Source organism: Microvirga rosea (assembly GCF_020595095.1).
Taxonomy (GTDB): Bacteria; Pseudomonadota; Alphaproteobacteria; order Rhizobiales; family Beijerinckiaceae; genus Microvirga; species Microvirga rosea.
On the sequence record NZ_JAJDOP010000008.1, the window covers coordinates 74397 to 88461 of the forward strand.

Below are 14065 nucleotides of genomic sequence, written 5' to 3' on the forward strand. Positions count from 1 at the left end.
AGTTCTCCGCGAACCGGGCAGGCTGAGGTCCGTGGGTCATGATCAGGCAGCGCCTGCGCTTCCGTGGGCTCTTCCGGAAGTACTTCCTGGCACTCTTTCTGGCTGTGGTTGTTCCGCTCGCCGCCCATGGAATCAGCGAGGCGTGGTTTGGCTACCGGGACCAGCGCGCGCGGCTCGATCAGCTCCTCGGCGTCGAGGCGCGGTCTGCCGCGGCGAAGATCCAGGCTTTCCTGGACGAGATCACGAACCAGCTCGGTTGGCTGGTCCAGCTCCCGTGGACCGACGAGCCCGACGAGCGCCGACGGACAGACGCTCTGCGGCTCCTCCGGCAGGTGCCGGCGATCGTCAGCCTGACCTTCGTGGACGGCGCCGGACGCGAGCGTCTTTACGTCTCGCGGATCGGCCTCAATCGGAGCGAGAGCCGCACGGACCGATCGGGCGAGCCCGCCGTGCAGGGCGCCCGCGCGTCCCGGATCTGGTATGGCGAACTCAGCTACTTCCGCGGCTCCGAGCCCTACCTGACGGTAGCGATCTCGGGCAACCGTCCGTCCGTCGGCATCGCGGTCGCGGAGGTCAACCTCAAGCTGATCTGGGATGTCATCTCGGCCATCAAGGTCGGCGATACAGGACTTGCCTTCGTGCTCGATGGGCCCGGTCGGCTCGTCGCCCATCCGGACATCAGTTTGGTCCTTCGTGGAGCCGACGACGAGACGCTTATCCCGTTTCGAACGATCCGTGAGGAGATCATCCGCAGCGGCGCCAGGTTCGCGACGGGTCGAGACGCACAAGGCAAGTTCGTGGCCGCTGCCGCTGCGCCGGTCGCCGGACCCGGCTGGACGGTCGTCGTCGAGCAGCCGCTCTCCGAGGCATTCGGGCCGATCTACGCGGCCCTGTGGCGGACCGCAGGTCTCCTCCTCACCGGTGCGGCCTTCGCGGGCCTGCTTGCCTTCGCGTTGGCCCGGCGGATGATCGACCCGATCCGCCGGCTCGAAGTGGGAACGCAGCGCATCGGCGCGGGTCACTTTGACCATCGCATCGACATCCGGACAGGGGACGAGCTCCAGCGGCTCGCCGAGAGCTTCAACGCCATGACAGCCGACCTCGCTGTCTCACAAGAGCGCCAGGAGCGCATCGCCAAGCTCAAGCGATTCCTCGCCCCGCAGGTGGCCGAACTCGTCGACCGTAAAGGGGACGATGGCGTGCTGGAAGGCCGGCATACCGAGGTCGTGGTCGTGTTCGGGGACCTGCGCGGGTTCACGGCTTTCTCCGCGCGCGCCGAACCGGAGGAGGTGATGAATGTCCTGTCGCAGTACTACGAGGCGCTCGGACGGATCATCACCAAGTACGCCGCGACGCTGACGAGCTTCTCGGGCGACGGCTTAATGGTGCTTGTCAACGCGCCCGTTCCGGTCGAGGAGCCCGCATTGCTTGCCGTGGACCTCGCGGCAGAGATGCAGCGCGCCGTGCAGGAGCTCATCGTCGGCTGGCAGGCGCAAGGCTATCGGGTCGGGTTCGGCGTGGGGCTCGCTCTGGGACCGGCTACCGTTGGCCGGATCGGATACGAAAGCCGGTTCGACTACACGGCCATCGGCAGCGTGGTGAATCTCGCGGCGCGGCTGTGTGCCTCCGCCGCGGACCGAGAGATCCTGGCGGACGCGGCAGTCGCCGAGGCCGTCATGGGCAAGCGGGTCGTAAATCCACTCGGGCCGCGCCTTCTTAAGGGCTATGATGAAGAATTGCCGGTCTTCGGCATCCCGTTCGATACGAGCCCGCGCGCTGCCTAGTTGCGTTCTTCTGCGGATAACGGCTCTTCCGAGGCTGGCAAGGCAGGTTTCATGATGCGCACTTCGCGGTTATGATACCCGCAGTCGTCCGGATTATGCGAAGTGTTCCAAGGGACGAAAACATGGCATCAGGGTCCATATCCGCCCTTACGTTGGAAGCGCTCTTCCGAGCCGGGAGGCTGGACGCATGAGGCGGCGGGATGTCCTCGGAGTGCTTGGTGGCGCGGCAGTATGGACCCGCCGGGCTCACGCGCAGTCGCCGGCGCTGCCGGTTGTCGGGTATCTCAGTCCCGAGTCGCCTGGGCCCTTTGCCAGTCGCCTTAAAGCGTTTCAGGAAGGACTTGCCGAGAGCGGCTATGTCGAGGGCCGCAATGTCACGATCGAGTATCGATGGGCAGAAGGCGAGTATGGTCGTCTGCCTGCGCTCGCTGCGGACCTCGTCGGCCGCAATGTGGCAGTCATCGCTGCGACGGGAGGCGCTCCCGTGGCGCTTGCAGCAAAAGCGGCGACCAAGGCGATCACGATCGTGTTCGAGATGGGCGGCGATCCGGTCGCCCTTGGAGTGGTCGACAGTCTGTCCCATCCGGTCGGCAATCTCACGGGTGTCTCGAGCTTGAGCGTGGAGGTGTCGCGCAAGCGGCTGGAATTCATGCGCGAATTGCTCCCGAATGCCTCCGTGTTCGCTGTTGCGGTCAATCCGACGAGCCCAACCGCCAACTCGCAACTGAGCAGTCTCCACATGGCTGCGGAGACCCTCGGAGTAAAGCTACACGTTCTGCAGGCCAGCACCGAGCAAGAGTTCCCGGCAGTGTTTGCGGCCCTTGCTCCTTTGGGCGCGGGCGGGCTGGTGTTCACCTCAGATCCCTATTTTGCGTTCCGCAGCCAACCGCTGGCCGAGTTGGCCGTTCGTCACTCCATGCCGGCGATCACTCAGTCGCGTGACTTCCCCAATGCGGGCGGACTGATGAGCTACGGCGGGGACTTTACGCAATCGCATCGCCGGGCGGGTCTTTACGTCGGACGGATTCTCCGAGGCGAGAAACCTTCAGATCTGCCGGTCCAGATGGTCACGAAGGTCGAGCTGTTTGTTAACCTGAAGACCGCAGGCCTTCTGGGCGTCACATTTCCACCCTCGCTGATCAGCAGCGCCGACATGGTGATCGAGTAAGACGCTAGGCCGGATCTGGACGGATGGCGATGCATCGCTCAAAAACCAGACTCTCGAACTAAAATCCAGATTCTGATTCCGATGGATCAGGCGGCAGGTCGGGAATATCCACGAGTGGTCACCGCCTCGGAGTGCCCATGGCCATGGCATACCTGATCCTTCCACAAATGGACTTTTCGGAAACCCGATTGGCGTTCAATGGCAAAGAGCCGTCAGTGAAGTGACTTCTCCATGAAGACACGCGAGTACCCGTTCTGCTCGCCCCGGTGGGTCTCGATATAACCGAGGCTCGAATAAAGGCTGAGGTTTTCGACCATCAGAACATTCGTGTACAGCCGGACGCGTCTCAATCCATGTCGGCGAGCCTCGTCCTCGGCGAATGCCAGAAGCCGGCGTCCATAACCCTTTCCTTGTACCTCTGGTTTCACGGCGATGTTGTCGAGGAGCATGGCTTCTTGCTCTGGGATGAGGACGAGGACACCCACCACCCCGCCATCGTCGATAACATAGACACGCCCTTGGTCGATGAGGGTTGCATAATCATCCTGCATCGGACCTGGCTCCTTGCCGATGCGGACGACATAACTGCCGTAGGCTGCACGCACGGCAGCCTCCACCGCTCGGAGGTCGGCGGGAGTGGCGGATCGGATCACGGACATGGCAAATTTCTCTTGGAATTCTTGATCAATGGCTTAGACGGTTCTTCGCTGATCATTATCAGGGGCTTGGTCATCGGATAAAGGCGATGCTTGCGCCGGTGACTTTCGCCATAGCCAGATCGGGATGGAGCCGGAGCGACCGCGGATCGCCGTCGGGAATGGTCCTTCGAGGATTCCTTCGCCACGCAGTGTGGCGACCGATCCCGCATTTCGCAGAAGTTCGTCGCTCAATGCCACTTCGGCATGATGAAAGGCCGCAATTTCCATTAACCGGCTCGCCACATTCACCGCATCTCCAACAACCGTGATGTGCTGGTGACTGTCTCCCCCGAGACGAGAAGCGATGATATCGCCGCAATGCGCGCCGACCTTAAAGCCGAGACGCGATGAGACAGACCCCGGCAGGGAGGCCAGCCAAGGCTCCATGCGAGCGCATAATCCGATGCATGCGGCAACCGCATTCGCGGCGTCATCAGGAGCCGGCTCGGGCAGACCAAAAAGAGCCATGGCGCCGTCGCCCATGAAACTCGCCACTAGGCCATGGTGACGGACCGTTTCCGCATCAACCAAGGTGTGAAAGCCCCGCAGCATCTCCTGCATGTCATCCAGATTCAAAGTCTCGCTCAACCCCGTAAAGCCCGAGAGATCAATGAACACCATGGCCGTTCTCTGATGAACGGGATCTGCCAGAAAGTCAGGATCGCGTGCCAAACGCTCGGCGAGGCTTGGCGGTTGAAACCGTTTGAGCGTATCTCCTTCCCGGGCGAGGTCGTCCGCCCTCCGGCGGTCGGACCAAAGGCGCATCGCTCCAAAAAGAATGGCCGGAGGCGCTGCCGCCGCAAGAGGCAATGTGGCGCTGAGCCATATGCCTTGTGTGAAGGCCACAACCGTAATGGCGATCCAGAGCAACGCCACTGTCCCAATGATCGCAAATCCCCATGTGCTGCGATGCCAGGCCAGAAGCAGGACAAGGAGAATCGGAAGGATAGTGGCCGTCATTGCATCGATGATCCGAACACGACGGTCACGGATGAGGGCGTCTCCCTGTGCCAGGTTCGAAATGGCCGTAGCCAGAACCTCGGCTCCAGGCAAAACCTGGTCGAAGGGTGTCGGGAAAACATCTCCGCCTCCAGTGACCGTGGAGCCGATCACAACAATTCGATCGCGAACGACATCGTCCTTTACCCTATTGTTCAGGACATCGCTGGCGCTGACGGTCTGGATCGTGCCAGCCGGCCCGTAGAAGCGGAGAGGAAGCATGTAGCCGATGTCCGTTCGGATCCGCGTGTCTCCGATCTCGATCATGTTGTCCCCGAGAACCGGATTACGCTCTTTCACAACGGAGATCGTCCGCAATGGAAAGGACGGAACGAGCTGATCATTGAGGTTGAGCAGGAGCGGGATGTGGCGAGGGACCCCCGATCGATCCGTGGCGATATTGACGCTCCCGACAGCAGCTGCATCGGCGAACAGCCGTAACGGGAGGAATAGGTTTTGAGCGCGAGGCAGGTTCAGGAGGTCATTTCCCGCCTCGGTGAAGGTGGGTTGGGCTTTGGTGTCGAACAACGCTGCGGCGGCGAGAATGCTTGGGATTTTGCGCAAGGCCGCGGCAAGCTTTTCGTCGCTTTCCTTCAAGCTCCGATCAACGAGCAGGAGATCCAAAGCGATCGCTTTCGGATTCTTGCGTGTCAGTTCGGTCAGGATGTCGGCGATCACTGTTCTGGGGAGAGGATAGGCTCCCACTTCCTGAGCCGTGCGGTCATCAATGGCGACAATGACAACGGAAGTCGGTGGCGGACGTGGCCCCTGAAGCAGAAAGCGCAAATCCGTAAGCGGCGCCTCGATCCGGTCGAGAACCGCAATTCCTCCGCTCCAATGAGCAGAAGCGAGTGCTCCACCCCACAGGCCGGCTGCGATCATGGCGGCCAGCGCAACCGGACGTTCCCAGTTCGTCGACACGTTATCGCCCGAGCCGGGCGAGAAGGGCCGCAGCACGCGCGGCCGGCCAACGTCTGACCGTCAACGGCGCGGTACCCGTATCGACGTCTACGCCTTCCCCGGGGTTAAGGTTGACGCTACGGGCGCCCTGCACCCGTCGAACGGATACCCGCCCACTGACCACGAAGACAGCCGTCTTGTTGGCGTCTACATCAACCGCCCATTGGGTGCCACGCACGGCGGCAACTGCCTGCGGGGTCAGAATTTGAAAGCCGCGTCTGACGGACGGGGAGGGAGCATCGACTAAAACGGCACCCCGCCTGAGGACAGCTCCGTCCGGGCGACCATCCCGGTTGTCGTCGGTCACGGTGAAGTCGGCCCCTTCTTCAGTGGTGATGGAGAGGCCATCCCGGCAATGAAGCACCTGCCGCCGTGAGGAGTCCGTTTGGACGACGCATCCGACACCCTGAGCATAGGCCGATGCGGAAAGAAGAAGCCAGGGAAGGGTCATGAAGGCCGCGAGAATTCGCGTGTGATGGCCCCCTCGACGATTCGACCAGCTCGATGTCATGGTCTTCCTCCGCAGCCGTCGGGCCTGCACAAGCTCGGGGCAGGCAGCGACCGGATTATGCTACGGATAAGGTCGCAGATCGAGTCATCCGCCGACCCGTTGATTTTGTAACGATAGTGCAGGCGGTTGATCTCGTTGGGTGGAAGCCGCCCTCTCGGTCCAATATGGGCCGATCTGCCATCCCCGTCGTGAGGGCCGGTGGACATTCATGCGTCCAGGCATATTTGAACCGAGAGAGGCCTTTCGCAAATGTCCGCAGGAAGCCCGCAAAGGGCGGCGCTGCGGCTTGGCGTCCCGGCTCCATGAGGAAACTTTGTCAGGGCCCGAGGGTTAAAGCGTGACCGTGCACTATTTCCAAAAATCTGAAGGGAAGCAGAACTTGAGCACCGCTGATCGCGCAGGCGGACATCGTCCGGCGGCGAAATCCTGTTGTGGAAAGGGACGTTCCCCGTTGTCGGTTTCTTTATCCAGGGGCTCCGTGCAGTTCTATGCCTGAAGTTCTTTTGAGGCAGTCTGCCGATCCGATGGCCCAGGAGGACTGGGCTCTCTTTCTCGACTTCGACGGGACGCTCGTTGATATCGTCGAACGCCCCGAGGCAGTCGCCGTCGATCCCAATCTCCCCGAGATCCTGGCAAGCCTCGAAGCCCGTCTCGGCGGCGCCCTCGCGATCATCAGCGGGCGGCCCATCGCGTTTCTCGATCAGCATCTCGGGACACGCCGTTTCGACATGGCGGGGCTTCACGGGCTCGAACATCGTATCGAAGGCGACCTGTTCCTTTGCGATCCTGACGATCATCCGCGGCTGCGCGAGATGGTCGAGCGTCTCGAGGAGATCCTGCGGTCAAGGCCCGGGATCCTGATCGAAGACAAGGGTTGCTCCGTCGCAATCCACTGGCGTCTTGCCCCGATCGAAAGGGAATTCGTCCATTCCGTCGTACATTCGGCCCTGGAAGCTCTTGGAAGCGATTATCGGGTCCAGTTTGGAAAGGCGGTGGCGGAAATTCTTCCCTCTGCTGCGGGTAAGGGAAAAGTGATTGAGAAATTTCTGCAGTACTCTCCCTATCATGGTCGACGTCCCATCTTCGTCGGAGATGATTTGACGGACGAGAATGGGTTCAAGATGGTCAATGCTCTCGGAGGCTTCTCCGTCCGGATAGGCACGGGAGAAACCGTTGCCAGGGAACGTCTGGGCTCACCTGCCGATCTGAGGCACGCATTGGCTCGATGGGCCGTTCAGGGTGCTTTTCCCTTCCAGGAGAACCATTGACACATGAGCTCTCTCGACCTTGCCGTCATCGGCAACTGCATGATCGCGGCGCTCGTCGACCGTCGCGCCCAGATTGTATGGAGCTGCTTCCCGCGTTTCGATGCGGATCCGGTCTTCTCCGCTTTGCTGGATTGCCCTGAAGAACGCACCGACGCGGAGCAGCGCGGAGTCTTCGCCATCGATCAGGTCGGCCTTCAAAGCTGCGAGCAACATTATCTGGAGAATACGGCTGTCTTGGTTTCGACCATGACTGACTCCTATGGAAACGTCGTCGAGATCACGGATTTCGCGCCGCGTTTCAAGAACTTCGACCGGACGTTCCGGCCCCCTTTGCTGATCCGGCGCGTCAGGCCGGTCAAGGGCCGGCCACGGATACGGGTTCGGTTGCGGCCGCATTTCGAATGGGGTTCGCAAACACCGTCCAAGACCCGCGGCAGCAATCATCTGCGCTTCGTCGGCCCTCATCGATCTTTGCGGCTCACGACGGATGCGCCGATTTCGTACGTGGATGAGGAACGGCCATTCGTGGTCGACCGACCGATTTCGTTCTTTTTTGGAGAGGATGAGCCGCTGCGATCGGAGGCGGACACGACGGCCAGGGAATTTCTCGAGAAAACCGTCGATTTCTGGCGCGACTGGGTGCGGTCCCTGTCGATTCCGTTCGACTGGCAGGAAGCGGTGATCCGAGCCGCCATTACCCTCAAGCTCTGCAACTATGAGGAAACAGGAGCGATCGTCGCTGCGCTGACCACCTCCGTCCCCGAAGCCCCCCATACGAAGCGCAATTGGGATTATCGCTATTGCTGGCTGCGGGATGCCTATTTCGTGATCCAGGCACTAAACCGCCTGGGAACGACCAAGACGATGGAGGAATATCTTACCTATATCACCAACATCGTGGATGATGCGGAAGCCAAGCCCGAATTGCGCGACATGCCGCCGCTTTTCAGCATCACGCGTTCGCCGGACCTGGATGAGCGGGAGGCGGAGGCGCTTTCAGGCTACCGGGGCATGGGGCCGGTTCGAGTCGGAAATGCCGCCTACACGCAAATCCAAAACGACGCTTATGGCAGCATCGTCCTCGCCTCGACCCATGCCTTCCTCGACAAGCGCCTCATCCGCACCGGCAACAAAGCACTTTTCGATCACTTGGAAAAGCTCGGGCAGCGAGCTATCGAGGTGTTCGATCAGCCCGATGCGGGGCCGTGGGAGCTGCGCACCAAGGCGGCGGTTCATACATTCCCTAGCGTCATGTGCTGGGCGGCCTGCGATCGCTTGGCGAAGATCGCTCATGCCATGGAACGCGAAGACCGTGCGGCTTTCTGGCGTGAGCACGCCAACCGGATGCATGCCATCATCGACGCCCGGGCCTATAATCCGGAAAAAGGGACTTTCGTGTCATCGTTCGATGGGAGCGATCTCGACGCGACCCTTCTGCTCCTCGCCGAGCTGAATTTCGTCAAACCGAACGATCCGCGCTTCATCGCGACGGTGGACGCCATCGGCGAGACCCTTCGCCGGGGCGACCTTCTCCTCCGGTACGATGTCGAGGACGATTTCGGCCTCATGCACACGGCCTTCATGATCTGCGGCTTCTGGTATGTCGACGCCCTCAATGTCACGGGACGCAGGAAGGAAGCCTGTGAATTGTTCGAGCGGATTTTGGCGCTTCGTAACTCCTTTGGGCTGTTTTCGGAGGATGCGGACTTCACGACCGGCGAATTATGGGGCAATTTCCCGCAAACCTACTCCATGGTGGGCCTCATTAATTCTGCCGTGCGCCTCAGCCGGAGCTGGGAGGAAGCATTTTGATCCTCCCGGACGGCTCACAAGAGCAGAAAGGTCGACAACGTTTGATGTTTGCGTTTCCTGTTCTGCTCGGCGACATCGGCGGTACGAACGCCCGTTTCGCCATTCTTCCGGCTCCGGGCGAAGCCGTTCATCTTCTGCCGCGTGCCCTGACGGCGGAGGCATCCGGACCGGTCGAAGCCATCAAGGCGGCTTTGAAGGGATATGACGGGCCTGCGCCGCGATCCGCCATGATTGCCGTTGCGACCCGCGTGGACCGGCCTGCCATCCGCCTCACCAACGCCCATTGGACGGTGGACTCAGAGGAAATCGGGACAGCCCTCGGGCTCGATCGGGTTGTTCTTGTCAACGATTACACGCCGGTCGCCGCCTCGGTCACGGTTCTGGAGGCCGCCTCGGGTGACTTGGCACCCTTGGGCGAGCCCATTGCCGCAGGATCAGGTTCTCGCCTCGTTCTTGGGCCCGGAACAGGCTTCGGGGCTGCCGCGCTCGTTCCCGTCGAGGATCGCTTTGCAATCCTCGCAACGGAGGCCGGGCATGCGGAGTTCGGACCTGTCGAAGAAGAGGAAATGGGCTTCTGGCGTCACATCGAGCGGGTAGGGGGGCGCGTCACGGCCGAGGTTGTACTCTCCGGCCCTGGTCTCTTTCGTCTCGCTCGCGCCCTCGCCGCTCATGCGGGCACCCCTTGCCCCTTCTCGGCTCCAAACGACATTTTGACGGCGGCCCAGGCGGGCGACACGCTGGCTGCGAAGACATTGGATCGCTTCGCCCGCTACCTCGGGCGCTTCGCGGGAGACTTGGCCCTGACCTTCGAGGCGACGGGTGGGGTCTTCATTGCTGGGGGGATCGCCCCAAGGATGGTGGATATTCTCCAGCAGGGGAGCTTCCGGGAGGCATTCGACCAAAAGGCGCCCCATGACGCCTGGGCCCGGAATGTTCCGGCATTCGTCATTACCCACAGGGAGCCGGCCCTGCAGGGATTGGCGGTTCTGGTGACCCATACCGGCCGATTCGTCTACCAATCACAGGGGTGGATGCGGAGCTAGGCCGAAAAAGCCCAAAAAGAAAGGCCGCCCTGAGGGCGGCCTTTCCATTGTCGGTCCGCGATCCTAGAAGACCGCGCCATGAGTGCGTTACGCACGAACCTCAGCAGAGGCCAAGATCCAGGCTGCGGCAATCTGGGACCGCTTCGTATGACAATCAGACACTGGATCACCTCCTTTCGTTGTTGACGGGAAACACCAATATGGGTTGAAACCCCTCATGACGTAAGGGGGCGCCGCTGCGGCGTCTTGCCTCCAATCCAGAGTATTCAAAAGCCATGACCGATCTTCCGGCCCCTGTGGGCCGCCGCCGTACATTTGCCATCATTTCCCACCCGGACGCCGGCAAGACGACGCTTACCGAAAAGTTGCTGCTGTTCGGAGGCGCGATCCAGCTTGCCGGAGAGGTGAAGGCGAAGAAGAACCGCGTTTCCACCCGGTCCGACTGGATGGGAATCGAAAAGGAGCGCGGTATCTCCGTCGTCACGTCCGTCATGACCTTCGAGTATGGCGACTGCGTCTTCAACCTGCTTGATACCCCCGGCCACGAGGACTTCTCGGAGGATACGTACCGCACTCTCACGGCCGTCGACTCCGCCATCATGGTGATCGACGCGGCAAAGGGTATCGAGGCGCGTACTCGCAAGCTCTTCGAAGTCTGCCGGATGCGCGACATCCCGATCGTCACCTTCGTCAACAAAATGGACCGGGAGGCTCGCAGTCCCTTCGATCTGCTGGACGAGATCGAGAAAACCCTTGCGCTCGATACGGCGCCCGTCACGTGGCCGATCAGCCAGGGTCGCGGATTTGCCGGAACATTCGACCTACGGCGCAACCTTGTGCGGCGGATCGATACGGACGAGGAACCCATCTCCGTTTCCGGACCGGACGACAAGGCTCTCCTCAATCTGCTTCCGCCTGAAGAGGTCGATGCATGGCAGGAAGAGGTGATGCTGGCGCAGGAAGCCTGCAAGCCCTTCGAGCTCGCAGCCTTCCGGGAAGGACACCTGACGCCCGTATTCTTCGGCAGCGCCCTGCGCAATTTCGGTGTTCGCGACCTCATCGACGCCATGGCCGAATACGCTCCGCCTCCGCGGGGCCAGGAAGCCGACAAACGACTGGTGGAGGCAGGCGAGCCGAAGATGACGGGGTTCGTCTTCAAGATCCAGGCCAACATGGATCCGAATCACCGCGACCGTATCGCATTCATGCGCATCTGCTCGGGGAAGCTGTCCCGAGGCATGAAGGCCAAGCTCGTGCGGACCGGAAAGCCCATGAGCCTGAACACGCCCCAATTCTTCTTCGCGCAGGATCGCGCCATCGCAGATGAAGCCTGGGCCGGCGATGTCGTCGGCCTGCCGAATCACGGCACCTTACGCATCGGCGATACCCTGACCGAAGGTGAAGACATCGTTTTTCGCGGCGTGCCGAGTTTTGCGCCGGAAATCCTGCGCCGGATCAAGCTTCAAGATGCCATGAAGGCGAAGAAGCTGCGCGAGGCCCTGCAGCAGATGGCGGAGGAGGGCGTCGTGCAGCTCTTTGTCCCGCAAGACGGTTCAGGAGCTATCGTCGGGGTTGTGGGCGCTCTCCAGCTCGACGTGTTGAAGGAGCGTCTCCAGGCGGAATACGGGCTGCCCATCGACTATGAACCGACGCGATTTTCCATTTGCCGCTGGATCACGGCGGATGATCGGGCCGAACTCGATAAATTCGTCGACAGCCATCTTTCGGCAATGGCGCGCGATCTCGATGACGCGCCGGTTTTCATGGCCGCCAATACCTTCAACCTGCAGTACGAGCAGGATCGTTACAAGGCGATCCGCTTTTCAGACGTGAAGGACTATCAAAAGAAGGTCTGACGTGGCCATGTGTCGCCACGATGCCTGCGTTGGCGGGAGGGTTCGCCCGTCCGTCAACGCGCGCTCTTGAGACTCAACTTCTGGGGTTCTGGCTGGATAAGGAAAGCACCAGCCTGATTTTCCGGGAAGGCGGCCTGGGTGCGGACGATGTCGGAGAGGGACGGAAGACTTGCTTCGTTTCCGAGATGCTGGATCGCGTATGCGGAGGCGGCGCGGGCGAGGATGAAATGCTCACGCCAAGCCAATTCCGGACGCGCAATGGCAGAATAGACATAGGCCCCATGGAAGATGTCGCCGGCGCCGTTGGTGTCGATCACCGCATCCGGCGGGACCGCAAGCGCCGGAAGAACGCCTTCCGCGCCGGTTTCATCATACCAGAGCAGGCCACGTTCACCCATCGTCACCCCTCCGATCTTGCAGCCGCGGCTCTTGAGATAGCCGAGCATCTCTCCCGGGGTCAGGTTCATCTGTTCACAGAGGCGCTCTGCCACGATGGCGACATCGATGAACTCGAGCAGTTCATGGGTATTCGACCGAAGGCCGCCCCCGTCGAGGGATGTCAGGATGCCGGCCTCCCGGCATGTGCGGGCGTAATGCATGGCCGCATCGGCCTGATGCCCGTCGAGGTGCAAAGCCTTGCATCCTGTCAGGTTAAGGGGCGGCACCGGGTGGAGATAATGGTCGTCGCGGCAACGGACGATGGCGCGCTTGCCGCCGCGCGGCATGATGAAGGAAAGAGACGATTCCTTGACCTTCCGATGGTGTACCGGAATGGTGAACTTCGCCGCCATGTCGATGAACATGCGGCCAAGATAGTCATCGGCAATCGAGGTCAGGAGATCCGGCGCGACGCCGAGCTTGGCACAGGCGAAAGCTGCCGTGACCGCATTTCCGCCGAAGGAAATGGCATAATCCCGTGCGACAGTCTTGTCGTCGCCGGTCGGAATTTCATCCGCCAGAAAGGTCACGTCGATATAGGTCTGGCCAACAAAAAGAGCGTCCATCGCGAGAAAATCATCCTTAAAAGCGCCTCGGGTCTGCCCGAGGCGCGCCGATTGTGCAACCTTCCTGCATCAAGCTCAAGGCGTGGCAGCCTTGGTCATCGTCCGCAAGGCTTCCACGATAGGCTGCGGAGAAACCTGGGCGATACCGTCGAAAGGCCTCTCCCGGATAGCAATGAGCCCAAGGGTGATCACGGCGGCTGTGGAGAAGATCGTCAGTGCCGCGAGTTGCGCCCGTGGCCGCTCCAGATGAACCACGCCGATCGCCACCTGCGTGATGAACGCCAGGATCAGGACGGCTGTCCATTTCGTCCGGTCAGTCTGGTCTCCGCTGAGGGCGAGCCTGTCGTCCCGGGCCGAACGAAGCTTCAGAACCGTATCCAGAAGGGCGGTTTGCGCGGCGGCTCCCGCTCCTGCCGCAACCTGCGGGTTGGAAATCTGCGTGAGCAGGGTCAGGAGCGCCTGGCCTGCCTTTGCGGAACTTTCCTGGTCACGCATGCGCGGCCATTCGTCCTGGATCAGAGCTTCCGCGTAGCTTCGGGCCGTTTCCCGGATCCCCTCCATGTCGGTCACCGTCGCCGTGCTGAGGGCCTGAAGCGCCACCAGGCCTCCGCGCTCGCCTAAAACGGTGCGCATCGCTTGACGGTCCCGTTCCCAAACCTCGTTCGCCAGGAAGCCCGTCAGAAGGGCAAACAGGACAGCGACGGCTCCGAAGAACGGCGCCACAACGCCCACGAAAGTGGAAGTGTAAGGCCGGATCGCAGCGCCGAAGCTCAATCGATAGATGAGCAGGGCGGAAAGCGCAAAGGTCACGGCTAGGGAAGCAAAAATTCCCCAAACGGGCATGTCGAGCCACGTGTCGAAAATCACGTATATCTCCAGAACAGGCGGGATCCGCGCGACACTATGCGATTTTGGGAGCTTGTGAACAGAGGCTTTCCAAAAGCTCCCGCAAGCACCCCGAG

At 61.3% G+C, this 14065-nt stretch carries 11 protein-coding genes; 6 read left to right on the forward strand and 5 right to left on the reverse strand.

The features are described from left to right. Nucleotides 1–38: 38 nt before the first annotated feature. Nucleotides 39–1784, forward strand: coding sequence for an adenylate/guanylate cyclase domain-containing protein (locus LJD17_RS18470; protein ID WP_227385684.1), 1746 nt, complete (start codon nt 39–41; stop codon nt 1782–1784). 187 nt (nt 1785–1971) lie between these two features. Further along, entirely contained in the window at nt 1972–2952 is a 981-nt protein-coding gene (locus LJD17_RS18475) for an ABC transporter substrate-binding protein (RefSeq protein ID WP_227385685.1), read from the forward strand. A 212-nt stretch (nt 2953–3164) separates the two neighbouring features. Here the strand turns inward: LJD17_RS18475 and LJD17_RS18480 are convergent, their stop codons facing one another. Genes LJD17_RS18480 through LJD17_RS18490 form a run of 3 tightly spaced genes read right to left on the reverse strand, consistent with a single transcriptional unit; the run spans nt 3165 to nt 6120 of the window. Further along, on the reverse strand, nt 3165–3611 hold the full coding sequence (locus LJD17_RS18480) for a GNAT family N-acetyltransferase (RefSeq protein ID WP_227385686.1): 447 nt from the start codon (nt 3609–3611) through the stop codon (nt 3165–3167). A gap of 33 nt (nt 3612–3644) precedes the next feature. Next, nucleotides 3645–5531, reverse strand: a complete 1887-nt coding sequence (locus tag LJD17_RS18485) for a CHASE2 domain-containing protein (RefSeq protein WP_227385747.1) — start codon at nt 5529–5531, stop codon at nt 3645–3647. A 40-nt stretch (nt 5532–5571) separates the two neighbouring features. Next, nucleotides 5572–6120 (reverse strand): FecR domain-containing protein, encoded by a 549-nt coding sequence (locus LJD17_RS18490; RefSeq protein WP_406600842.1) that lies wholly within the window; start codon nt 6118–6120, stop codon nt 5572–5574. Between the two features lie 524 nt (nt 6121–6644). Between LJD17_RS18490 and otsB the strand changes: the two genes are divergently transcribed. The 4 genes from otsB (at nt 6645) to LJD17_RS18510 (ending at nt 12099) form a co-directional block, all read left to right on the forward strand. Beyond that, nucleotides 6645–7388 carry a trehalose-phosphatase gene (otsB, locus tag LJD17_RS18495; protein WP_406600845.1) on the forward strand — a complete coding sequence of 248 codons (744 nt, stop codon included), beginning with the start codon at nt 6645–6647 and terminating at the stop codon, nt 7386–7388. Nucleotides 7389–7391: 3 nt separating this feature from the next. Next, the gene (locus tag LJD17_RS18500) at nt 7392–9200 is read left to right on the forward strand and encodes a glycoside hydrolase family 15 protein (protein ID WP_227385688.1); all 1809 of its coding nucleotides are present in this window, start codon (nt 7392–7394) and stop codon (nt 9198–9200) included. A 101-nt stretch (nt 9201–9301) separates the two neighbouring features. Further along, nucleotides 9302–10243, forward strand: a complete 942-nt coding sequence (locus LJD17_RS18505; RefSeq protein ID WP_406600846.1) for a glucokinase — start codon at nt 9302–9304, stop codon at nt 10241–10243. Nucleotides 10244–10518: 275 nt separating this feature from the next. Continuing rightward, nucleotides 10519–12099 carry a peptide chain release factor 3 gene (locus tag LJD17_RS18510; RefSeq protein ID WP_227385690.1) on the forward strand — a complete coding sequence of 527 codons (1581 nt, stop codon included), beginning with the start codon at nt 10519–10521 and terminating at the stop codon, nt 12097–12099. Between the two features lie 53 nt (nt 12100–12152). Here the strand turns inward: LJD17_RS18510 and LJD17_RS18515 are convergent, their stop codons facing one another. Together LJD17_RS18515 and LJD17_RS18520 are read right to left on the reverse strand one after the other, a co-directional pair. After that, nucleotides 12153–13103: a sugar kinase gene (locus LJD17_RS18515; protein WP_227385691.1), complete on the reverse strand. Its 951-nt coding sequence runs from the start codon at nt 13101–13103 to the stop codon at nt 12153–12155. Nucleotides 13104–13178: 75 nt separating this feature from the next. Continuing rightward, nucleotides 13179–13970, reverse strand: coding sequence for a bestrophin-like domain (locus LJD17_RS18520; protein WP_227385692.1), 792 nt, complete (start codon nt 13968–13970; stop codon nt 13179–13181). Nucleotides 13971–14065: the final 95 nt, after the last annotated feature.